This window comes from Myxococcus sp. CA005 (assembly GCF_006518205.1).
GTDB classification, from domain to species: domain Bacteria; phylum Myxococcota; class Myxococcia; order Myxococcales; family Myxococcaceae; genus Myxococcus; species Myxococcus xanthus.
Genome location: NZ_SRLV01000090.1, coordinates 1 through 22,527 on the forward strand (window position 1 = coordinate 1; position 22,527 = coordinate 22,527).

The 22,527-nt window shown below is 67.0% G+C and carries 14 protein-coding genes; 10 read left to right on the forward strand and 4 right to left on the reverse strand.

Features of this window, described 5'->3' with window-relative positions:
* A partial coding sequence (locus FMQ63_RS29950) for an alpha/beta fold hydrolase (RefSeq protein WP_141276815.1) occupies window positions 1-1,354 on the forward strand: 1,354 nt, incomplete at its 5' end.
* A 118-nt stretch (window positions 1,355-1,472) separates the two neighbouring features.
* Here FMQ63_RS29950 and FMQ63_RS29955 read toward each other — a convergent pair.
* Complete coding sequence (locus FMQ63_RS29955; RefSeq protein WP_011554009.1) at window positions 1,473-2,336, reverse strand: N-acetylmuramoyl-L-alanine amidase; 864 nt, start codon at window positions 2,334-2,336, stop codon at window positions 1,473-1,475.
* 172 nt (window positions 2,337-2,508) lie between these two features.
* Here FMQ63_RS29955 and FMQ63_RS29960 point away from each other — a divergent pair, with 172 nt between their 5' ends.
* The 4 genes from FMQ63_RS29960 (at window position 2,509) to FMQ63_RS29975 (ending at window position 12,149) form a co-directional block, all read left to right on the forward strand.
* Entirely contained in the window at window positions 2,509-3,660 is a 1,152-nt protein-coding gene (locus FMQ63_RS29960) for an SH3 domain-containing protein (protein ID WP_225909296.1), read from the forward strand.
* Window positions 3,661-3,805: 145 nt separating this feature from the next.
* On the forward strand, window positions 3,806-8,608 hold the full coding sequence (locus tag FMQ63_RS29965) for a hypothetical protein (protein ID WP_228556519.1): 4,803 nt from the start codon (window positions 3,806-3,808) through the stop codon (window positions 8,606-8,608).
* Window positions 8,608-11,157 (forward strand): hypothetical protein, encoded by a 2,550-nt coding sequence (locus tag FMQ63_RS29970; protein WP_020478118.1) that lies wholly within the window; start codon window positions 8,608-8,610, stop codon window positions 11,155-11,157. Before FMQ63_RS29965 ends, FMQ63_RS29970 begins: the two co-directional genes overlap by 1 nt.
* Before the next feature lie 23 nt (window positions 11,158-11,180).
* The gene (locus FMQ63_RS29975) at window positions 11,181-12,149 is read left to right on the forward strand and encodes a LysM domain-containing protein (RefSeq protein WP_011554004.1); all 969 of its coding nucleotides are present in this window, start codon (window positions 11,181-11,183) and stop codon (window positions 12,147-12,149) included.
* A gap of 88 nt (window positions 12,150-12,237) precedes the next feature.
* Here the strand turns inward: FMQ63_RS29975 and lon are convergent, their stop codons facing one another.
* Window positions 12,238-14,721: an endopeptidase La gene (gene lon, locus FMQ63_RS29980; RefSeq protein WP_011554003.1), complete on the reverse strand. Its 2,484-nt coding sequence runs from the start codon at window positions 14,719-14,721 to the stop codon at window positions 12,238-12,240.
* A gap of 236 nt (window positions 14,722-14,957) precedes the next feature.
* Here lon and FMQ63_RS29985 point away from each other — a divergent pair, with 236 nt between their 5' ends.
* From FMQ63_RS29985 to FMQ63_RS30000, 4 genes are all read left to right on the forward strand, one after another.
* Window positions 14,958-16,172 (forward strand): vWA domain-containing protein, encoded by a 1,215-nt coding sequence (locus tag FMQ63_RS29985; RefSeq protein WP_026114118.1) that lies wholly within the window; start codon window positions 14,958-14,960, stop codon window positions 16,170-16,172.
* 142 nt (window positions 16,173-16,314) lie between these two features.
* On the forward strand, window positions 16,315-17,187 hold the full coding sequence (locus FMQ63_RS29990; protein WP_011554001.1) for an ImuA family protein: 873 nt from the start codon (window positions 16,315-16,317) through the stop codon (window positions 17,185-17,187).
* A gap of 8 nt (window positions 17,188-17,195) precedes the next feature.
* Window positions 17,196-18,707, forward strand: coding sequence for a DNA polymerase Y family protein (locus tag FMQ63_RS29995; RefSeq protein ID WP_020478117.1), 1,512 nt, complete (start codon window positions 17,196-17,198; stop codon window positions 18,705-18,707).
* Between the two features lie 52 nt (window positions 18,708-18,759).
* Window positions 18,760-19,290, forward strand: a complete 531-nt coding sequence (locus FMQ63_RS30000) for a hypothetical protein (protein ID WP_225909294.1) — start codon at window positions 18,760-18,762, stop codon at window positions 19,288-19,290.
* A 19-nt stretch (window positions 19,291-19,309) separates the two neighbouring features.
* Here FMQ63_RS30000 and FMQ63_RS30005 read toward each other — a convergent pair whose 3' ends face one another.
* Window positions 19,310-19,840 (reverse strand): FHA domain-containing protein, encoded by a 531-nt coding sequence (locus FMQ63_RS30005; protein ID WP_026114117.1) that lies wholly within the window; start codon window positions 19,838-19,840, stop codon window positions 19,310-19,312.
* A 100-nt stretch (window positions 19,841-19,940) separates the two neighbouring features.
* On the opposite strand from FMQ63_RS30005, the gene FMQ63_RS30010 reads away from it, so the two are divergent.
* Window positions 19,941-20,915: an NAD-dependent epimerase/dehydratase family protein gene (locus FMQ63_RS30010; protein WP_011553997.1), complete on the forward strand. Its 975-nt coding sequence runs from the start codon at window positions 19,941-19,943 to the stop codon at window positions 20,913-20,915.
* A gap of 63 nt (window positions 20,916-20,978) precedes the next feature.
* Here FMQ63_RS30010 and FMQ63_RS30015 read toward each other — a convergent pair whose 3' ends face one another.
* On the reverse strand, window positions 20,979-22,481 hold the full coding sequence (locus FMQ63_RS30015) for an ATP-binding cassette domain-containing protein (RefSeq protein WP_011553996.1): 1,503 nt from the start codon (window positions 22,479-22,481) through the stop codon (window positions 20,979-20,981).
* Between the last annotated feature and the right edge of the window lie 46 nt (window positions 22,482-22,527).

Here is a 22,527-nt window from a genome sequence, read left to right on the forward strand (position 1 = left end):
GCAGCACGCGCAGGTGAAGGAAGCGGCAGCGGTGGTGAGGGGAGAGGGGCAGGAGAAGCGGGTGGAGGCGTACGTGGTGGCGCCGGGAGGAGAGGGAGGGGCGCTGAAGGAGTACGTGAGGCAGAAGCTGCCGGAGTACATGGTGCCGTCGGTGGTGGTGGTACTGGAGGCACTGCCGCTGACGCCCAATGGCAAGGTCGACCGCAAGGCATTGGCTGCTACCGACCTGCAGTCGCGCGTTGCCATCGAGTCCTTCGTCGCGCCGCGCACGGAGGCCGAGCACGCGCTGGCGGGCATCTTCTCGGAAGTGCTGGGTGTGCCCCGTGTCGGTCTTCATGACGACTTCTTCGAACTGGGAGGCCACTCGTTGTTGGCAACGCAGGTCGTGGCGCGTGTCCGTACGGAACTGGGCGTGGACATGCCGCTGCGCGCGCTCTTCGAGGCGCCCACGGTGTTGCGGCTCGCGGTCTGGTTGCAAGGCTCGGACACGACGGGGGCCGCGCGTGACTGTGTGGCATTGCAGCCCGAAGGTACCGGCACGCCTGTGTTCTTCGTGCACGCCGTCGGAGGCGCGGTGGGGCCGTATCGTGCGCTGGCTCGGCGCATGGGACGCGAGCGGCCTCTCTACGGCTTTCAGGCCGCGGGGCTCGATGGACGCGAGCCTCCTCTGGAGCAGGTGGAGGCGCTCGCCCGCCGCTACGTTGAAGCAATGCGCGAGCGTCAGCCCGAGGGCCCCTATGTGTTGGGCGGCTGGTCCCTGGGGGGCGTGGTGGCTTTCGAGATGGCGCGCGAGCTGGAGCGTCTGGGGCAGTCCGTGGCGCTCCTGGTGTTGCTGGATAGCTTCGCTCCCGACGAGAACGCGCCTACGCGGGAACCCGATGCGGCGTTGCTGCTCGCGGGAATGGCCATGGACCTGGCACGGACGGCAGGTGTCGAGTCCACCCTACGTCCGGAGATGCTCTCGGGCCTGACCGAAGAGGAGCAATTCACCGCCCTCGTCGAGCATGCGCGACAGGCCGGGTGGCTGCCTCCCGAGGTCGAGGCGTCAACGCTCCGTGCCTGGCGTGATGTGACTCGCGCGAACCTGCGGGCGTTGGCGGCCTACCGTCCCGGCCCCGTTCGGTGCCCCGTGCTGTTGCTGCGTGCGAAGGATGCGCAACGCTCCCGGGCGGTGGAGCCGTCCCACGGGTGGGCCCGCTGGGGGCTATCGGGTCTCACCGTGGAGGACGTTCCGGGGGACCACTACAGTGTGCTCAGGGAGCCGCAGGTGGAGACGCTGGCGCGCCGCCTTGTCGAACACGTCGGTGCCGCCACTGGGCGGCACGAGGCGGCGGGGCAGCAACGCGAGGGGTGATCGAGGACTCCACCTGAATGGCGGAGCCACGATGCCCGCTCACCCATGAATGGCGAGCCATCCACCACGAGGTCCGGTGGATGGCCTGAGGCATGCCACGGGACGGTGCGGCTGGGGTTCAGCGGGGGCGGGTTGTGCGTGGCTGGGGGGGCGCTTCGGGCGCGAGCGCATCCACGAGTCCCTGGGCCACGGCGGCGGCGAAGGCTTCCAGCGTCCGCTGCTCGCTCCACCGTGCGGCCTCCTCGAAGTCGAGCGCATGGTGGGTCTCGATGATGACGGAGGGGATTCGCGGCTTTCGAAGTACGAAGATCTGCCTGTGCGTGGGCTCTCGGGCCACGAAGACGCCGGGGTGCTCGGAGTCGATGGCGTAGAGGCCTTCGTAGTCCACGCCATCATAGGGCGGGAAACCCGCCTGGCCCAGCCGGTGCGCCAGCGAGCGCGCCAGGCCCGCGCGGCCGGCGTGGAGGAGCGCGGTGGCTTCCGCGGACTCGGACCAGAGCACGGTGAAGCCAGGGGCGGAGTCCTGCCGGTTGCACTCCTGGTCCGGATTTGGAGACCATAGCGTGGCGGTGCCACGCGAGTCGGAGTGCAGGCTGAGCATGGCATGGGCGCGCCACCGCTCGGCGCCTGTGACGCGGGTGGGATAGGGGACGCGCTCCCCCGGCCTGCGACTCAGGCGCACCTGGAAGTGGCCGGTTGCCTCCAGTCGCTTCGCCAGGTCTTCCGCCACTCGGAGGGTAAAGGTCTCCTCGTCCTCGCAGGTGACGCCTTTGTTGCCGGTGTTCCCCTCCGCGCCGTGCCCCGCGTCCAGGTAGATGCGTCGCTTTCCAAAGTCCTTGGGGAAGCGCACCTCGGAAACGGTGAGGGGCGCACCCGGAGCGGGCCATGTGGGAGCGGGAGCGACAGTGGTGGGCTCGGAAGAGGCAGCAGGCCTTGCCCACAGAGCGAGTCCCAGTCCCAGCAGCAGAAAGGTCTTCGGCATGGTGATTGAAATGCCCAAGAAAGGAGCGTCGCTGCGTAGTCTCCCTTGTTGATGGGGTGGTGTGGAAGCCCACGTCGCGGTCTTATTCGACTCACTGAGTAGAACAACTCCTCATGAACCTGCGTCGGACTGGCATGCGAGTGTCTTCAACCGAGGGGGAAGGGTACAGGGCATGAAGACGATGCTGCTAGGTCTGCTGGTGGCCGCCGCTGGGGGAGAGCCGCCGCCGGCATACGTGCTGGGTTCCTCGGTGAATCTGCGGAAGGAAGCTGGCAAGACGGCGGAGGTCCTCCAGAAGCTGCCCATCGGGACGGAGTGCCGAACGCTGGAGTCCCTTGAGGGGGGCTGGGCCCGGGTGCGCTGCGGAGAGGCGGAAGGCTTCGTGGTGGGGGCGTTTCTGGGCCCCGAGAAGCCGTCGGCGGAGAAGCTCGCCGCGGAGGCCAAGGACCCGAAGCGGACGTTGCTGCAGCGAGAGGAGAGCGCTCTGCGTGCCGCCACGTTGGCTCCGGAGGACGCCGGCCTCAAGAGAGAGCTGGCGACGTTGTTCTTCGAGCGCAACCTGGAGGCCGTCGCGCGGCTGAAGAAACCGAGCCTGCGGAGGCCGTTCGAGTTTGACTGCACGGTGAATGATCCGGCTCGGTGCCTCCGGGGTACGAGCGCGCTCTTCGTCGACGGCGTCAAGGTTCGGGCCGAGACGAAGAAGAATCTGTTTGTCATCGCGTTTGGCACGGCGGAGACCTTGACGGTCTACCGGGGTCGGTTCCGATTCGACAACAAGCACTTCGAGAGGACTCAGGAGGCTCATGTTCAGGGTGAGGTTCTGGAGGAGATGACCTCCGCAATCACCCATTCCCTCGATAGGGCTCTCTTCTCAGAGGCCGCAATGCCTTCGAAGAACGAGTTGTGGCCAGCCTTCGGGCGATACGTGTTGAGCGAGGCTGCGGCACAGTTCGTTGCGGAAATTTCATCTGAATGGGCGTTGCTGACGTTGGAGAGTGAGGATGGCGTTCCCAGGGTGCGATGGAACGCTTGCCTGAAGAGACCCTACAAGCTGTTGTTGAGGCGTGACATTCATGGGCGGGTGCTCGTCGTCATCGAGGGACCAGGTGGCGGCTTGGAGCGGTATTGGGTGACGGCTGCATCGAAGAGTGAGAACAGCCTCGACCTGACGCTCGAAGACTTTTACGGGCGGCACGTGCGTCAAGAGCGCTTCAAACTGCCGGAGCCCGGAGCGGACATCGCGTTCTTGGGAAAGGCCGCCTACACATATGCGCTTTCGAAGTATCCCGATACTGGGGGGGAGTGTCTGGAAGGTGGTCCCTGACGCAGAGTCGGTCACGACTTTGAGCTGCCGTCGAGATGTTTGAAGCAAGGAATTGATCTGGTGCACTGGGGGAGTGCACAGAGATGGATTGAGTGAACGCACTCATGGGGGGCGCGTTGTGTCTCGGAAAAATCGATATCCGGCCTTGTGGGACTATGAGGTCCCTGGGCAGCTTTTGTCTGCGCTGGATGAATATCATATCTTGAAGGTGCCATTGCTCGGGCAGCATTACCCGAAAGGGCCGGGAGATTGGTGCGGGCGGACAGCCAGTGCAATGGCCTATAACTATTACCAAGTGGTTCAGGGGGGCGATTTTGCTTCTCGCTTCGTGACGCACTGGGACGGAGGCAAGCCGGGGCAGTTTGTGGATCTGCGATATCCTGGTGGGCAGCGAGCGTTCCATACGAAGCCCACAGCCCCACCCTTCAATGTTAATCTGAGTGGGTATTCGGTCTCGAATCGCAGCCCTGTTCCTGTCCCTGTCTTGAGTGTGTCTCCTCCGCAGTTTGGAATGGATGACAAGTATGAGTTCGAGGCGGGTGATTATAGTGCCTCCAAGGTGCTTGGTTTTGCGTACGACCATGTTCTGCCATGCTCGCTCAAGGAACGGCGCAGGATGGCGGCGAGAATTGCGAACGATCCGAATTTGATTGAGGGGAAGTTGTCGCTGATTCTCAAGGCGCTTGTTGCCAATAACCCGGTCATCTTTTATTCGGGATTCTCTGCGAACAAGGCTGAGCCCATTCATCTTGTTCTGATTGTCGGATTCGCTTGGCTGGTGGATGCTTCCGGATGTCATCTCTGGCTGGCGGTTGCTGATCCGGCGACACAGAACAAAAAGATTGGTGACAAGAAAGGAAGCGGTCTTTTCTTCCCTCCTGAATCTGGATCGAGGGATGGAACGGATCTGAATGCGGTTGCAAAGAAGCAGGTCACGGGTGAGCACGATCTTCTTCGGGTGCGCAGAGGTGACTGGGAGAATGCGCAGGCGTCCGTAGTCCTGATTCGTGCCCGCAAGCTGTTCGAGGAGAACACCTATAGTGCGGTGCCTGACGACTTGTTCATGGACTACCGCCACGACGAACACAAGGGCGGAGCCTTTCTCTACTCGCTCCGTCCCACCGTCGTCCCGTCTGGTTTTCTCGAAACCAACGTGATGCGCAAGGTCGCGTATCCGTTTGACCACGGGGATACCCGTTTCCGGCCCATCAACTGCTACGCCCTCACGGAGACGGAGATGCCGCCCGGTGGACTCTTCCCATTGGGAATGCGCCGGAATCTTCATTCGGGACTCCATCTGCCTGCGTCGCATTTCTCGGCGCGAGAGGGGACGGCGAACTCCGCAGCCGGGTCCGGCGTGCGAGAGGTTCGCTGCTTTGCCCCAGGTTACGTGGTGGCCGTCCGGCTGGCCCATGGCCTGCCTGCTCCCCTCGAAGAAAAGGAGCGTGTCGAGGAGGGACCCGAGGCGCACGAGTTGGCTCGGGAATTCACGGGCAACCACAACTCCTTCGTCCTCGTCCGGCACGATGTCGAAGAGGTAGCGAAGACGGAGGGCCAGCCGTCGCGGCATTTTACGTTCTACAGCCTCTACATGCACCTCGTTCCTCCGGACTGGAAGGACCCGGACACATACCGGAACGTGGACTGGTTGAAGCTGCTCGTGCGGCGCCACGGCGCGCTGACGGTGGTTGAACCGGCGCATGAGGCGTTTCGCCAGACACGGTGGTTGCAGGAAGCCCTGCCGGAGGCGGGAGCGGACGTCGTCGAGAAGAAGGGGGGAAGCTACTCCGTCGTGGGGACGGGATTGGGCGTGCCCGAGACACTGCGCCTGGGGGATGCACAGGGGGACGATGTCCGGGCGCTCTGGAGGCCGGCGGACCAGGACCTGACGGGTATTCATGAAGCACTGCGCGAGGGGCGGATGGTGACGCTGCGCCACCCCTTGCTCAAGCTGCAGGCTGGCGCGGTGCTTGGCTACGTCGACAGCAGGAGCAAGGCCATTGGGGATGGCTTCGTCCACTGGGAAATCCTGGCGCCATCCGATCCAGGGCAGCTCAAGGCCTTCCTCGACTTCGCGAAGGACACGCTGGGGCTGGGAGACTTCTTCAAGGTCTTCGAGGAGGCGGACCAGAACAATTTCTTCGACCCTTCGAAGGGAGAACTCGACGCGCTGATGAAGCTGGCGCCCAAGTCGATTCACGCTGCGGGGAACCCCGAAGAGGAGTGTCTCGATCGCTTCGAGCAGACGTATCACCACGGCGCGCTCAAGGAGATTCTTCGCTCACCTCGCGCGCTCGCGTTCTCGTCCGATGATGCGCCTGGTGATGCCGGCGAGCCTTCGTTTCCCGCGGAGCTTGTCATCACCAACTACAAGGACGCGCTCCCTGAAGGGACCTACTGGCTCAAGCTGACCTTCGAGCCTCCCTTGGGCGAACGGTACGTCGCTTATGACGGAAAACAGAGCCGTCTCAACGTGCGCTTGCCGGCTGGGGCTCGACGAATCTTCGTGGAGCCGGCCGACGGCCCCGGCTTTCTGCTGCAGGTGGGCGGCGGTGCTCAGGATGCACTCGAACAGGAACTCCAGCACTTCAAGAGGCTGGCATCCGTCCGTTGGCGAAACGTGGTGCTCAGGCATCTGAACGAGTGGTTGCCGGAGAGCATCGTCGTTCAGGTGATGAAGCATCTGGAGATTCACGGTCAGCTTCGAATGGGGAGCCAGATCGCCGACATCCAGCAGCCGGACGAGGCCAAGAGGCTGCTGGGACGCTACGCGGAGGCAGTCGGATTCTGGGCCCACCCGGAGGAAGTGCCCTTCCTCGGGCCCGTGGGGGACAACGGTGGCAAGAAGGCGCTTTTCGCAGCGGCGCCTGACGTCGACCAATTGCCCGCGAAGGGGCTGGTCGACAACCCGCACCCAGTCACCTTCGCCTGGCTCCTGATGCTCATGGTCCGGCATGGCCTCGTCCGGTTCTCGGAGCTGCCGGCCTGGCGCCCGAGCAACTCGAAGGACGTGCTCGCGGTGGGGTGGCTCCCGGCACGAAGCGATCATCCCGCATACCGGGTGGGGGAACTCCTGGACGTGGGGGCCGTGGTGCGCGGGAGCGGAGACGACGAGGTGGAGCTGCATGTGCTGCATGAGGGCACACGCTGCTTCCTCGCGAGCGGAAGTTGCACCGAGGGTGCTTTCTTCGCGCAGGTGGAGTTGCCGGGTTGGGGGGCCTGCACGCTCGACATGCCGGGTGCCCGGCTTGTGGGAACCGCGACATTGGAGGTGCTCCCGCCGGTGTTGCTGGGTGGGCGCGAGTCGGCGGAGGTTCTTGGGAGCCAGGTTGTTTCCTCGGCTCGTTACGCTCCCGAGTCTCACAAGGATGGAACGTTCTCCTGGCGTATTCCCTTCAGGGAGAACTGCCCAAAGCTTCTTCGGGGTTGGGTGCTTCTGAGCGCATGGGCGAAGGCCACGAAACAGGAAGGGCTGCACCCGGAGGCACCTGCGTTCGATCTGGCCCGTGTGGCCATCCCCGTACAGGGGCGGGAGGACTCCGCGTTCAATGAGGCCTCCGGACTCCGCGTCGTTGACGGCTTCATTCAAAGGGGGGCGCTCAAGAAGCTGGAAACGTATGTGACGCGGCACTTCACCTACCGCGCCTTCTTGAAGGCCGCTGCTTCCAAGACAGAGCCTCCGTTGGCCTGGGCGCTCGTGGAGGCGGTGGAGCGTGTCCAGTGCGCGTATTCAGAGAGGCAGTTGCTGGCGTTGTCCGCGCTGGCCGAGGACGGATTGTCCATCGTGCTCACGGCCACGAATGCCCGGCGATTGAAGGATGCCGCCGAGAAGGTTCGAGAGGATGGCTGGTTCACCGCCTTGGAGGACGCGGCCAAGGGGGCGATTCGCGTCCGAGTCCCAGCGCCAGCGGAGGGACGTCATCCTGGTGAACTTGTCATCCGGTTCGACGCCAGCGCTGCTTTCTCGGAGCTGCGGAAGGGCATGCCAGGTACCCATGAGGTCCATGTGAAGTTCGGCGCGTTCTTCCCGAACGGGGGAAGCGCGCGGGACTCGCGTCTGGTGACGGCGGATACGCTGGGGAGCCGGTGTGAACCTGTGACGCTCGATGCGCTGCGGAGCGGCGCCAAAGCGGGGGCGCTGGAGGTGTGGTCCACCGAGGTGTCGGAGGTCCTTCACATCCCTTCGCTCGAAGCGCCCAAGGTCTTCGTCACCGCCCGGGGGATTCAGCTTTCCTCGCGGTTGCTGGGTGGGAATCGGACCTTCTGGGAGAATGCTCGACCCATCATCAAGGTGGGCCACAGTTCCCTCGATGAAACCGCCGCACGTCAGTCCGTCATCCAGAATGGGTGCGTGGTGCGGACCTTCGGGTTCGAGGATGCGCAGGTTCAGGGGCGAATTCTCATCCCGACCGCCGAGGTGGTGAACAAGCATGTGCTCCTGGGGCACGAACGGATCGACGTCCAGCCCGCGAAGGGCCGTGCTTGCACCATGCAGCGCAACGCGAGGCTCGAAGCTCGGTCTCACTACCATGATGCCTTCAGCCTGAAGGTCGCCGTCACGACGGAGGCCGTCCCGGTGAGCAGACCCTTCCGACTGGAACTCGCGAGTCCGTCGCTGCCAGGCGACCCGCCCGGGCTTCCGCTGAAGCTCAAGAGGGGCAGCGTTGTCTACAAACCGGAACGCCAAGGGCAAGGTCTGACGGATGTGGAAGGGGTGCTCCATGCGGACGTGGATCTCAATGACGTCGAGGCCGCCTTGGAGGGCGCCAGGGAATACGTGCTCCGTGTCGTCCCGATTCATCAGAACGACGCGGACCTTGCTCGGGAGCTGAAGCTCTCGTTGCCCGAGCGGATCGTGCCCCGAGTACACGACGACGTGCGGATTCGCCCCAATCTGTGGTGGTGGTCAGACGACCTGGGAGCCGTGCCCATGAAGGGGGAAGGGTGATGGCGGACACAGCCGTTGCTTCACAGTCACATGCTGGCGGCGAGCGCTTCGAGCTTCGGCGTGAACCGGGAGCCGAGGGCGTCTTCTATCTCGTCGCGGTGGCCCCCACGGAGCTCAAGCTCTCCCTGAAGAGCCACCGGGCCGCTCAGGACAGGATTGCCTTCATCCTGGAGGGAACGCACAAGAACCTGCCGGCTGACACGGTCTGCAGCGTTCTGATCAAGACGCACGCGCGTGGGATGCCAGCGCGGGAGTACACGCTGGTCAACGTCCCACTGCGTGTCAATGGCAGGTCATGCACCTTGGAGTTCGAGGCGGACATCTACGAGGCGAGCTTCTTCGGCCGGGGCCACGCGGAGATGACCGTCATTCCTGACTTCCCCTTCGCGCAGGAATGCTGCCTCGAAAAGCCCTTTGAGTTCGACATCCCCTTGGGGCTCAGGGGGCTCGACCTGAGCGTCCCTGTCCTGTTTGGCCGGCGGTTCCGCTTGAAGCCGGACATGGATGCACGTTTCACCGGCGCGACGCTTCGGCTCTCCATCTACCACTCCGTGGAGCCGAAGCGTGGCGTGGCGCCGAGGATGGCTCCAGAGGCGCAGCGCTATGCCGCGCTGGAATGGGGCGCTTCCGACTTGGGCGCGAAGGACTGGAGAGTTGGCTGCGCCTGGAGTGGGGACGGTCTCCGACTGCCATGGCGTGAGCCCATTCAGGGCGAGTACGCCTTCGACCTGCGGCTCGAAGTGCTCCGAGACATCGAGGGGGAGACGCGGCCCTACGTGGTGTGGGATCAGCCAAGGGCATGCGTGTGCCCGAAGCCGAAGCTGACCGGGTTCGAATTCAAGCACCACGCGGTCACCGCGACGGTGGAGCATCTGGATCCGGATTTCGAGCTCCCCTTGGAGCTGACCCATTGGCGGTACGAGGCTCAGACGCGAGGAGAGGCCCTGTCCTTCACCCTGATGGACCCCGTCTCGCGGCCGGTGTTGGTGAACGCCAACGAGAGGGGCCTGTTCCTACGGCAATTCCTCGACGCTGAGGACTGGCTGCGCCGGAAGAGCTTCGCCTTGTTGCGGATTCCGCGCTCGTTGACGGGGTCCGATGAATACGTGCCCATCCGCTCGGTGCTGGACTTCGATGAGACACAATTCCTCGCGTTCGAGGACGAGGACCTGTGGCTGGAGGCCCCAGCGTCGGCCAGGGCTCCCTCGCGACAGAAGCAGGACCGGGTGCGCCAGGAGTTGGTGACGGCACTGGCCTCCAAGGAATTGGCGGTCCGGCCTTCGCGCATGCCTCGCTTCGGGGACGTCTGGCTGGGGGCTCGCGACAACCACCTGCTCATCACCGTGAAGGTCATCGGGGATCTCGACTACTGGCGTGAGGCCTCGCCTGTCTTTTCGCTCTGCGACGACCAGCGTCCCGTGGAGCCAACGGTCTCTCGGGAGGCCGAGGTGCTTCGGTTGGATGCGCGGCCCCTTGATGGGAATCCTCGTTACTACGAGGCGCTCGTTCGATTCGACGATCCTCGAATCCGCCAGAAGGTCTTCATCCAGGGGCGAGTCTCAAAACCGGATGCACGGCTCTGGGACGAATTGGTGGCAGCGCCACCGGCCTTCTTCGTGGAGTACCCAGGCGTTCCCCAACTCCAGGGACTTCGCGCCGAGTTCGTCCAGCTCACGGATGATACGTCCATCCTGGAAGTCCGCTGTCAGGCCCTCCACGTTCCCAATGGAAAGGAGGGGGATGTCATCGAGTTCCGCCTGTATGAGTTCTTCGCTGACGTCGCGGAGCCCGTTGTCTTCGGTGCCGTGCCCTTCCGGTATGAGGTCGCGAAGGGGGCGGCGGGGCAATGCGACGCTCGTGGACGGGTGGTGGCGCGTCTCCGGGAGCCGGCGCTCGTCGAGCGGATGCGGCGCAAGGGCCAGTTTCGGATTGAAGCGCGCCTGGTGGAGCGGGCGAATGCCAACCACTCGAGCGCGCTTCCTGCCATCCACCTGGACCTGGAGGGAACACCGCGCCGCATCGAAGGAACGCTCATCTACGGCAGCCACCCGAATGTGACGGAGGCATTCCGGAGGAAGGTGCTGATCATCGCCGAGCAACTGGAGATGAATGCCGATGATTTGATGGCGTGCATGGCCTTTGAGACAGGCAATGCCTTCCGGGCAGATACACCGAACCGGGCTGGGCATCAGGCTTTCGGTCTCATTCAGTTCACGGCCATCAACGAAGGAAAAGATGCGCTCGACATCAAGCTGTCCGCACTGGTGCGGATGAGCGCTGTCGAACAGCTCGACTACGTCGCCAAGTACTTCCGCATGTGGAAGGCGCGGTCGAAGCTGCCTCTAGACAATCTGGGTGATGTCTACGCGTGCATCCTCTGTCCAGAAGCGCTCGGCAAGGACGCGTCCTTCGTCTGTTACGCCAAGGGGTCGAGGGGCTACGAACCCAACAAGGGGTTGGACCGCGGTGGCAAGGGCTTCATCACCAAGGCAGACATCTTGGTTCCGGTGGAGCGGCACCTTCGTGAAGGCCAGAAGTTCCGCAAATAGAGACGTCTCCTTCAGGTGACAGCATGTTTCTCCATCCTTGTCTGAAAGACGGGTTGCGCGAGTACATTGTCCTCGCGCTCCATGAGGGGCTGCCCAACGGGTACACGCTCGTGACTCCTGCGCGGGGCTGGGCGCTGGAGCGGAGATTGCGCCAGTTCGCGCAGGATTCATCCAACCAGCGGACGCTCCAATCACTGGTCTACATCCATGGACACCGCAGCGGGATGCGCGCACCGCTGCCGGTGGACGAAGTCGTGCGGCAGGCCGCGCTCCTTCTGGACTCGGGTGTCCTTCGGCTGGCGCAGGCTCCCCCGCGCGAAGCCGCCGTTTCGCCGTCATTCTCCGTTCCCCAGCCTGGGGGTGTGCCTGTTCCGGTGGAGGAGCCGGTCTGGCTACGGCTTCAGGTGGTGGACGACACCACCGATGTGCCCATTGCCGGCATCCAGTTGCGCATCCAACTCGACGACCGGTCCGAGCATCAGGCCCGGACGGATTCAGAGGGCCGCATCGACCTGAAAGGCGTTCCGAAGGGGGGCGCCCACGTCCTGTCCGACCTCGAAGGGGCCACCCTGGACAACACGTTGGCGCTGGTGCGGACGGGAGGCCCCTGGTCCCAGCAAAAGCCCGCGAAGAGAGGTCAGCGGGCGAGGGGGGCCAGCGGGCCGCGTTTCCTCGCACGTGTCACCCAGCACCGGGTCATCGACGGAGAGACGCTGGAGAGCGTGGCGGAGATGTATGGCCTCACGGTGGAGGAGCTCACCCGCTTCAACTGGAACACCACGGATGCGGCGGACATCGAGCGGCACCTCATCCTCGATGTGGGCTGCACGCGTAAGGGCTCGCGCGGGCAGTACGTCTTCACCCGAGAGGATGACCCCGGCATCCTCTACGTTCCCCGTCCAGAGGCCATCCCCCGGCTGCCTGTGGAGCACAGTCACATCCTGCGGGTGAAGCGCGTCCCGGAGCCGCGACACTTCCTGTTCTCGCTCTGAGCGCCACCTGCCCCGCAAAGACAACGGGCAGGTTCCCGGAAGAAGGGAACCTGCCCGTGTCACTTCCTATTGGCTGGAAGGCCGTGCGCTAGGCGCGGACCTCAGGGGCGGACTCGGCCGGCTTCGGCAGCGGAGCCTCCTTGCCCGGCTCACCGCCCGGGGTTCCCGCCACGCCGACGGGAGGCGTCTCCAGCGCCGCCTTCAGGACGTCGTCCATGTGGGTGACGAAGATGAACTCCAGCTCGTTGCGCGCCTGGTCCGGCACGTCGATCAGGTCCTTGCGGCACCGCTCGGGCAGGATGACCCGCTTGATGCCCGCTCGGTGCGCCGCCAGCACCTTCTCCTTGATGCCACCCACCGGCAGCACCAGGCCACGCAGCGTGGCCTCGCCCGTCATCGCCGTGTCGTGACGCACGCGGATGCCCGTCAGGAGGCTGGTGAGCGCCGTCAGGATGGTGACGCCCGCGGAAGGCCCGTCCTTCGGAATGGAGCCCGCCGGGAAGTGCAGGTGCAGGTCCGTCTTCTCCAGGAAGTTCGGGCTGATGCCGAGCTGCTCGGCCTTGCTGCGCAGGTAGCTCAGCGCCGCCGTGGCGCTCTCCTTCATCACGTCGCCCAACTGGCCGGTGAGCGTCATGCCGCCCTTGCCCGCCATCTTCGTCGCCTCGATGAAGAGCAGGTCGCCACCCGCCGCCGTCCAGGCCAGGCCCGTGGCCACACCCGGAACCTCGGTGCGCTCGGCGACCTCGGAGTAGAACATCTCGGGCCCGAGGATCTCCTTCACCCGGTCGGCGTTGATGGTCTGCTTCTCCGTCTTCCCGCCGGCCACCTCCACCGCCACCGCGCGGCAGATGTCCGCGATGCGGCGCTCCAGGTTGCGCACACCGGCCTCGCGCGTGTACGCGGTGGTCAGCGTGAGCAGCGCCTCGTCGGTGATGTCGATGTGGTCCGGGCTCAGCCCGTGCTCCTTGAGCTGCTTGGGCACCAGGTGGATGCGGGCGATGCTCTGCTTCTCCTCGAAGGTGTAGCCCGTCAGCTCGATGATCTCCATGCGGTCACGCAGCGGACCGGGGATGGGGTCGAGCTGGTTCGCCGTGGCGACGAACATCACCTTGGACAAATCGAAGGGCACGTCGAGGTAGTGGTCGCTGAACGTGTTGTTCTGCTCCGGATCCAGCACCTCGAGGAGCGCCGCGCTCGGGTCGCCACGGAAGTCGGCGCCGAGCTTGTCAATTTCGTCCAGCATCATGACCGGGTTCTTCGTGCCGGCCTTCTTCATGCTCTGGATGAAGCGGCCGGGGAGGGCGCCGACATAGGTCCGGCGGTGGCCGCGGATCTCCGCCTCGTCACGCACGCCGCCCAGCGACAGGCGCACGAACTTGCGGCCCGTGGCCTTGGCCACGCTCTGGCCCAGCGACGTCTTGCCGACGCCCGGCGGACCGACGAGGCACAGGATGGGGCCACGCATGTCGTTCTTCAGCTTGCGGACGGCCAGGTACTCCAGGATGCGCTTCTTCACCTTCTTGATGCCGAAGTGATCCTTGTCCAGCTGCTGGCGCGCGTTCTCGATGTCGAGGTTGTCCTCGGAGATCTTCGCCCACGGCAGGTCGGCGATCCAATCCAGGTAGGTGCGCGCGACGGTGTACTCGCTGGAGGCCGCCGGAATGGTCTTCAGGCGGTTGAGCTCCTTGTTGGCGACCTTCTCCACGTCGGGCGGCAGGCCGGCCTTCTTCAGGCGCTCCTGCAGCTCGTCGAGCTCCTCTTCCTCCTCGCCCATCTCCCCCAGCTCTTCCTTGATGGCCTTGAGCTGCTGGCGCAGGTAGTACTCGCGCTGGGTCTTCGACATCTCGCCCTTCACGGCGGAGTCGATCTTGTTGGAGAGCTTGAGGATCTCCCGCTTCCGGTTGAGCAGCTCCAGCACGAGCTTCATCCGGGCCTTGAGGTCCACCGTCTCCAGGACGGCCTGCTTCTCCTCGATGGGCACGTCCACGTTGGCGGCGATCAGGTCCGCCAGGTGGCCGGGGTGGGTGATGCTCTCCACCAGCTCGGTGGCGGCGGCGGGCAGCTCGGGCATCAGCTCGATGACCTCGCGCGCCAGCTTCTTGAGGTTGATGCCCAGCGCCTCGACTTCCACGTTCTCCGAAGAGGTCTTGTCCTCCACGGCGTCCACGCGGGCCTTGAGGTAGGGCGCTTCCTGGACCAGCTCCACCACGCGGAAGCGGGCGAGCCCCTGCACCACGAGCGAGTAGTTGTCCTCGCCCATCTTCAGGAGCTTCACGATGCGGGCGACCGTCCCCATGGTGTAGAGGTCGGCGGCACCCGGATCTTCTTCTTCGGCGCGGCGCTGGGTGACGACACCGATGACCTGGTCGTCACGCACGGCGTCCTTGATCAGGGCGATGGTCTTCTGGCGGCCGACGGCCAGCGGAAGCACCCCGCCCGGGAAGAAGACACTGTTGCGCAGGGGGAGGATGGGAAGCACCTGCGGGATGTCTTCCTTGTTGATGAGCCCCGGAGGGGCCATCGCGGTGGGCATAGCGCTCGCAGCGGAGCCCTTCTTCTTCTCATCGGACATGAAATTCAGCCTTTTCTCTTCGACAACCAGTGAACATTTCCAGGTTTTCTGCGGCGGATGAACCAACGTAACAACCAAAACGGACATGGCAAACGCAGTGTGCGTTTTTCCGCCCCCCGTCACCTCTCCAGGGTTCCTCGGAAGTCTCGCGTCCGGACGTAGGGTGGGGCATGATCGCCCCCCTAGCATCTGACGCGGCGCCCCGCCGGGGTGCGCAGCTCTTCGAGAGGCCCCCCATGAAGCTCCGACCCTTCGCCCACCTGCTCCTGCTGCCGTCTCTCTTGTGGACGTCGTGCCGGTCGCCCGTCGACGAACCGGGCTCCAACCTGCCCGGCAAATGCGAGAGCGAGTCGCCCGTCATCGCGCCGCAGAAGACGGACATCCTCTTCGTCATCGACAACTCCGGATCCATGGAAGAGGAGCAGAACGCCATCGCCACGGAGCTGCCCGCCTTCCTGGAGGCGCTGAAGGAGGGCAGCGGCGTCTCGCAGGACTTCCGGGTGGGCGTGATCACCACGTCCGTGTACCGGCTGGCCATGTTCCAGGGGCAGACGACACTCCGAGAGTACGCCAAGGAGTCTGGCCGGTTGCAGCGCGTGCCGGATGCGGCGGGCAACCCCACCGACGAGCGCTTCATCGACGGGACGGATCCGTACGTGCTGGAGAAGTTCCGCCGGCTGGTGATCCAGGGGACGGATGGCAGCGGGCAGGAGACGCCCTTCGAAGCGGTCCGGCTGGCCGTGACGGAGCCGCTGGTGTCGACGCCGGGGGCGGAGAACGGCAACGCCGGCTTCCTGCGCGACGGCGCGCGCCTGCTGGTGGCGGTGGTCACCGACGAGGAAGACTGCAGCACCATCCAGCGCCCTCCGCCGGTGTGGGTGTCCGACGACACGTCCATTGACAACTGCAGTGAGCAGTCCCATCTGCTGACGCCGGTGGAGGAGTACTTCGCCACGTTCCAGCAGCTTCGGGATTCAACGGGGGCCTCGCGTCAGGTGCTCTGGGCCACGATTGGTCCGGTGGCGCTGTCCGACAAGCGGGCGGAGCTGATCCGCGACGCGACACCCGACGGTGTCTTCGTGCGCAACGTCGATTGCCCGACCTCCTACGGTCCCGGCCACCGGCAGCGCGCCATGGCGGAGGCGTTCGACCAGGGGCTCGACAACCTCGATTCCATCTGCCGGGACAACTACCGCGACACCCTGCTGCGCATCGCGGAGCTGGCCACGGTGGCGCAGAGCATCGAGGTGGTGAACCTGCCCGACCCCCGGCTGGTCCAGGTGGAGCTGACGCGCGCCAATGACGAGGTGGAGCGGTGCTCGGTGGCCGCGGGCGACCTGCGCTACGAGGCCTCCACGGAAGCGTACCCGGCCCGCCTGTTCTTCCAGTCGAGCTGCCTGCGCCGCGCGGACGACAAGAAGGTGGAAGTGAAGGTCCTCTGCGCCGGCTGATGCCCGGGTGAACCCGCACCAGCGGGTCTGATCCACGCACCCACCGCCATGCGTCCCATGAAGGCGCATGTCAGACCTCCGAGGATAGTGGACGACCGCCCCGCCGGTCGTCCGGTCCGGAGGGGCCTGGCGAGGAGGCGAGATGAGCGCGGCGGAGCAGCGAGTGGGAGCGGGGCAGGGGACGGGCTCGGTCGTGGAGCAGCTTCGGGAGCGGATCCGCCAGTTGCAGGCAGCGCCCCGGCGCTACCTGGCGGTGCTCCGCACGGGCCTGTCGGCGGTGGACGCCCTGCTGCCGACGGGGGGCCTGCCACTGGGGCAGGTGGTGGAGCTGTGTGGCGAGGCGGCCTCAGGGCGCACCAGCCTGGCGCTGCACGCGGTGGCCGCGGCGCACCAGGAGGCGCGGCTGTGCGCCTGGGTGGACGGCCCCCGGGAGCTCTACTCGCCCTCGGCCGCGGCCCTGGGCGTGGACCTGGAGCGGCTGCTCATCGTTCGGCCCCAGGCTTCTGAGCAACGCATCTGGGCGGCGGTGCAGCTGGCCCGGAGCGGGGCCTTCGCCTGCGTGGTGCTGGACCTGACGCGCGGCATGAATCCCGGCGGGCGAGCGTGCCGGGTGGCCCTGGCGGAGGCGCGCAAGCTGGCGGACGCGGCGGCGCGCGGCGGTGGGCTGCTCCTGCTGCTGACTTCTCCAGAGTCCCCGGCGGACGGCGTGGTCCGGCTGCGGACGGAGGCCCGGGACGGGGACGGCTGGTCGGTGGAGGTGGTGCGCAGCCGGCAGGGCGGCACGGGCGCGCGGGCGGAGCTGCCGTGGAGCGCGCTGTACCCGGCGCTGGGGCTGGAGGGAGGCGGCCGGTTGCTGGACGTGGCCGAGGACACGGAGGACGGCACGCCGGACTTCCTGCGAGATCAGTCCGGGGCGCTGCGCAACGGGCTGGGCATCCTGGGCCAGCGTCCCGGCCGTGACGCGCCCATGCCGCCCATGCGGCAGGGACTGGACGCGGCCCTGCCGGCGCACTGAGGCACGACATGCGCAGGGCCTATCTGCACCTCACCCGCTTCCCGGTTCAGCGCCGGGTGGTGGAGTCCCCGGAACTTGCGGGCCGTCCCTTTGCGCTGGTGGAGGCGGTGCGTGGCCAGCGCCGCGTGGCCTTCGCCTCCACCTCGGCGCTGAAGGCAGGGGTGCGCCCGGGGATGACGCTGACGGCGGCCACCGCGCTGGAGCCGGGGCTGCGGCACTTCGACTACCGCCCGGAGGACGAGCTGCGCGCGCTGACGGCGCTGGGCGAGGCGCTGCTGCCACTGGCCCCGGGCTTCCAGCTCTGCGCCCCGGATGGATTGTGGCTGGACGCGGGGGCCGCGCACCTGTGCGACGGCGAGGAAGGCCTGGGCACGCGGATGCTGTCGCTGTGCGCCGAGCTGGGTTACCGGGCGCACGTGGTGGTGGCCTCGGAGGCCTTCACCTCGCGCGCGGTGGCTCGGCATGGCGCGCGCCGGGTGGAGGTGGTGGCTCCGGGGGACAGTGCTCGGGCCCTGGCGCCGTTGCCGCTGTCCGCGTTGGAAGGCCGCGAGGGGGCGGCGTTCTCCGCGCTGGGCCTCACCACGCTGGGCGAGGTGGCGGCGCTGCCCGTGGGGGCCGTGGCGGCCCGGGGCGGCGCGGCTGGCGCACGGGTTCATGCGCGGTGCCGCGGAGAGGACGACACGCCCTTCGTCCCCGCGGCGCTGGAAGAGGTGTTGGAGGAGCGCGTGGTGCTGGACTTCCCGGCCGAGTCCTTCGAGCCGCTGCGCTTCGCGCTCAAAACGTTGACGGACCGGCTGGGGGCACGGTTGTCCGGGCGGTGCCGGGCGGCGGTGCGGCTCACCTTCACGCTGAAGCTGGACCCCTCGGGGCAACGGCAGGTGACGCTGACGCTGGCGCGGCCCACGGCGCGGGCGAAGCTGCTGCACGAACTGGCGCGGCACCGGCTGGAGGAGCTGCGGCTGGAGAACCCGGTGGCGGAGGTGTCCGCCCGGGTGGACGAGCACTCCGAGGACGGAGGACAGCAGCTCGCGCTGGGGGACGCGCCGGAGGGCGACGCGGCGCTGGAAGTCGTGTTGTCGCGGCTGGCGTCCACGTTGGGGGAGGCGTCGCTCTTCGCGGCGGGCCTGGAGGCGGTCCACCGGCCCGAGGCGGCCCATGGAATACGGGCCTTCCGGCCTCCGGAGGCGCGCCGGGGCCTGTCGGCGGAGTTGCTGGAGCCAGGCGCCCGGCGCGCCTCGGTGTCGGCGGCTTCACGGGAGCGGCCCTCCCGGTTGCTGGCGGAGCCGGCGTGTCTGGAGGCGGAAGTGGCGGAGTCCGGACGCTTGCTGGCCGCGCGCATGGAGGGCCGGCGGCACCGGGTGACGGCGCTCACCGGGCCGGAGCGGCTGGGCGGGGAGTGGTGGTCGGAGACGCCCTTTCAACGGGACTACTACCGGGTCCACTTCGAGGGGCTGGGCCCCGCCTGGGTGTTCCGCGACGGACGGGATGGACGTTTCTACCTCCAGGGACTGTTCGACTGAGGCCCAGTGGCCCAGCATAGTGGCCTCGTACCCGTCTCCCAGGTTTCCCGTCATGCGCGTCCTCCGTCCCGCGGCCGTCCTGCTTTGCCTCCTGCTCGCTTCGTGCGCTCCGCGTCAGGTCCGCCCGCCGGGGGCCCTGCGCAAGGTGGTGGTGGTGGTGGGCTCCCGAGTGGACTCGCTGCCGACCTACACGTACCGGCAGGACATGATGGGGGAAGGCAATCCCCGTTCGGTGCTCGTCAGCCAGGCCCAGGCCACGCTGAGTGAGCGGGGCTTCGAGGTGGTGGGGACACGCATCTCCCAGGCACCGTCACCCACCATTCACGAGGTGGTGGCGATGATCCAGGACAACGAGGCCGAGGCCGGAGTGGTGGTGGTGCTGAACTGGGTGGACGTGACGTCCGCCCAGCTGATGGGCCGCGCGGAGGTGCTGCTGGAGACGGGGGTGGTGGGACCCAACGGCAAGCTGCGATGGAGCAACCCCACGCGCACCGTCTCCACGATTGGCATGTACCAGGCGCAGACGGACTTCCGCTCCTACCTGCGCAAGGCGGTGGTGGAGGCCATCCAGGCCATTCCGTGAGCCTCGGGCTCGGGCTGGCTCAGCGGGCCTTCTTCGGGCTGGCCAGGCGCAGGTGTTCGTAGACGGTTTCGGCGCGAAGGTAGAGGAACTGGGCGTCGCCGAAGGCCAGGGTGTCCCCGTCGTGGAGCAGCACCTGGGCGCGGTAGCCCAGGGGGGCACCGTTGATGAAGGTGCCGTTCATGGACTCGGCGTCACGCACGGAGAAGCCGCCGCGGGCGGCGCTCCAGCGCATCGTGGCGTGATGCTGGGAGACGGACGGGTCGGGCACCACCAGGTCGCACGCCTCGGTGCGGCCGACCGTCAGCTCCTCGCCGTCCACGGAGGGCTGGAGGAAGTGGACCTCCAGGTTGTCGAAGTCGCGGAGCATGGCGAGCAGCCGCTCGTCCATGTACGCGCGGTGTGCCATGCCAACGGTGCGTGCCGCCAGGCCCCGGCTGTGCTGGCCGACGAGTTCCACGGGCTGCTGGATGAGGGCCACAGGGCCGGACGCGGCCCGGAACGCGTCCAGCGAGGCACCGGCGAAGGGGCGGAGCTGATTCACGGACACCATGAGGGCCTCCACCCTACGTGCAAGTGGCTGGGACGGGAAGCGCCGCGTCCACGTCTTCCGCCGTGGCGTGTTGGGGGCTGGCGTGGGAGCGTGGAGGTGGATGCGGGTACTCGTCACGGGAGCTGCGGGCTTCATTGCCCACCACGTCAGTGCGCGGCTGTTGGCGCGCGGCGATGCCGTCATCGGCGTGGACAACCTGGACCCGTCCGGGGACGTGGCGTTGAAGCAGGCCCGGCTGACGCGGCTCGGCACGCTGCCGGGGGCGACGGGCTTCACCTTCCGTCCCGTGGACGTTACCGACAGCCCCTCGCTGCGAGCGCTCTTCGAGGAGATGCGCCCCGAGGCCGTGGTGCACCTGGCCGCGCGTGTGGGCGTGCGGGCGCCGGCGGGCACCGCGCAGGCATACGTGGACGCCAACGTGTCGGGGTTCCTCCAGGTGCTGGAGCAGGCCAGCGCGGCCCGGGTGCGGCACCTGGTCTACGCGTCCTCCAGCTCCGTGTACGGCGCGGGCTCGGTGCCGCCGTTCCAGGAAGGCGCCGCGGCGGACCACCCGCTCAGCGTCTACGCGGCCACGAAGCGCGCCGATGAACTGCTGGCGCACGCGTACAGCCATCTGCACGGGCTCCCCACCAGTGGCCTGCGCTTCTTCACGGTGTACGGCCCCTGGGGACGACCAGACATGGCCCCCCTGCGCTTTCTCCAGGCCATCCGTGACGGCACCGAGCTGTCACTGCACGGCGAAGGCCGGATGCAGCGCGACTTCACCTACGTGGAGGACGTGGCGGAGGCCGTGGTGCGCGTGCTGGACCGGCCGCTCCCAGGGGCACCTCGCCATCGCGTCCTCAACGTGGGCCGGGGCGAGCCTGTTTCGGTGCGGGCCTTCCTCTCTGTCCTGGAGCGGATCCTGGGCGCCCGGGCGCGGGTGAAGTCCACGCCCGCGCAGCCTGGGGAGATGGACGCGACCTGGGCGGACCCTTCCGCGCTGGAGCGAGAGACGGGATTCCGGCCGCGCGTCTCCGTGGAGGAGGGGCTGACACGACTGGTGGCGTGGTTCCACGAACAGTCGGGCACCTGAGGCAGAACGACGAGACGTGGCTGGGCGTCTTCAACGTGCCTCGAGGTGGGGCCTCCGTGCCGGCTACCCGGACGTCACCGTCACCTGGCCATGCTCCACGCGCCACACCTCGGAGGTGCAGGCCTGGGCGAAGGACGTGTCATGCGTGACGAGCATCAGCGCGCCGGGGTACTCCCGCAGCGCCGCCTCCAGCCGTTCGATGGACGGCAGGTCCAGGTGGTTGGTGGGCTCGTCCAGCACCAGGGCCCAGGCGTGTTGCCCCAGTCCCCGGGCGATGAGGAGCTTGCGCACCTCGCCGGGGGAGGGCTGCTCGGAGGCGAGCAGCCGCTCCGGGTCCACGCCGAGCGCCGCGACGAGTGACAGCACGCGTCCGCGTTCCTCGGGCGGCAGTGCGCGCACCGCGTCCAGCGTGGCCCGGGCCTCGTCCGCGCTGACGTCCTGGGGCAGGTAGAGCACGCGCTCCAGCGGAATGCGCGCGTTCTCCAGCAGTGCGCGCACCAGGGTGCTCTTGCCGGCGCCGTTGGGCCCTTCGACGCGCACGCGGGCCTCACGGCTCACGGAGAGATTCACGGGGCCCAGCAGCTCCACGTCACCGGCGCGGAGGCCGGGCACGTCCAGCGTGAAGAGCCACGGGTTCGGCGCGCGCACGTAGTCCAGGAAGACGGAGCGGCCCACCGTCTTGTCCGCGGTGAACTCGCCCACGGCCTCACTGACGCGCTCCAACTCGCGCCGTGCGATGCCCACGCGCCGTCCGGCCCCAGCCTCCGCCCAGCCGGCAACGACCTTGGCGCCCATGGAGCGGGCGTCGTTGTCGTGTTTGTTCTTCAGTCGCTTGCGGGTGTGCCGCGCGGCATCCGCGGACTGTTGTTCGCGCCGGGCCTGGTCCAGCAGATGCGCCGCACGGCGTTGTTCGGCGCGGGCTTGCTGGTGGGTGGCGATTTCAGCCTCACGCTCGGCTTCCCAGTGCGCCCGCGCGGCGGTGTATGCGCCGGGCCACAGCCGCGCGCTGCCGTGGTGGACGCGCAGCGTGGAGGTGGTGAGGGACTCCAGCAGGTCGCGGTCGTGTGACACCACGATGCCCAGGCCCCGGAAGCGGCGCAGCGCGGAGATGAGCCATGTGCGGGCCTCCGCATCCAGGTGGTTGGTGGGCTCATCCAAGAGCAGCAAATGGGGCTCCGCGGCCAGGGCGGCGCCCACCTGCCACCGCTTGCGCTCGCCCGGGGACAGCGTGGGCCAGCGCTCCAGCGCGGTGACGTCCAGGCCCAGTTGGCCGTGCAGTCGCCGCGCGACGGAGTCCCACGACTCCGCGAAGGCGGAGATGTCGGGCGTCAGCGCCTCCACCTCCTGCCGGCAGAGGCGGAGGGTGGGGGTGGAGGGCTCGAACTGAAGGTGTCCCTCGGTGGGCGTCAGCTCTCCCGCCAACAGCCGGAGCAGGGTGGACTTGCCGGCGCCATTGGCACCCACGAGCCCCGTCCAGCCAGGGGACAGGTGGAAGTCGACTTCAGAGAGGACAGGAACGGCGTCGGAAAAGGCGAACGAAACGCGGTGCGCGCGCACGGAAGACATAGAGGAAACTCCTGAATCCAGGGCGCAAGCCAGCCCGAAGGCGGCT

Excerpts from the sequence above, each read along its gene's own strand:
- FMQ63_RS29970 (WP_020478118.1), top strand. The coding sequence starts at position 8,608 with ATGGCGGACACAGCCGTTGCTTCACAGTCACATGCTGGCGGCGAGCGC.
- FMQ63_RS30010 (WP_011553997.1), top strand. The coding sequence starts at position 19,941 with ATGCGGGTACTCGTCACGGGAGCTGCGGGCTTCATTGCCCACCACGTC.
- FMQ63_RS30015 (WP_011553996.1), bottom strand. The coding sequence starts at position 22,481 with ATGTCTTCCGTGCGCGCGCACCGCGTTTCGTTCGCCTTTTCCGACGCC.
- FMQ63_RS30000 (WP_225909294.1), top strand. The coding sequence starts at position 18,760 with ATGCGCGTCCTCCGTCCCGCGGCCGTCCTGCTTTGCCTCCTGCTCGCT.
- FMQ63_RS29960 (WP_225909296.1), top strand. The coding sequence starts at position 2,509 with ATGAAGACGATGCTGCTAGGTCTGCTGGTGGCCGCCGCTGGGGGAGAG.
- FMQ63_RS30005 (WP_026114117.1), bottom strand. The coding sequence starts at position 19,840 with ATGGTGTCCGTGAATCAGCTCCGCCCCTTCGCCGGTGCCTCGCTGGAC.
- FMQ63_RS29995 (WP_020478117.1), top strand. The coding sequence starts at position 17,196 with ATGCGCAGGGCCTATCTGCACCTCACCCGCTTCCCGGTTCAGCGCCGG.
- FMQ63_RS29955 (WP_011554009.1), bottom strand. The coding sequence starts at position 2,336 with ATGCCGAAGACCTTTCTGCTGCTGGGACTGGGACTCGCTCTGTGGGCA.
- lon (WP_011554003.1), bottom strand. The coding sequence starts at position 14,721 with ATGTCCGATGAGAAGAAGAAGGGCTCCGCTGCGAGCGCTATGCCCACC.
- FMQ63_RS29975 (WP_011554004.1), top strand. The coding sequence starts at position 11,181 with ATGTTTCTCCATCCTTGTCTGAAAGACGGGTTGCGCGAGTACATTGTC.
- FMQ63_RS29990 (WP_011554001.1), top strand. The coding sequence starts at position 16,315 with ATGAGCGCGGCGGAGCAGCGAGTGGGAGCGGGGCAGGGGACGGGCTCG.
- FMQ63_RS29985 (WP_026114118.1), top strand. The coding sequence starts at position 14,958 with ATGAAGCTCCGACCCTTCGCCCACCTGCTCCTGCTGCCGTCTCTCTTG.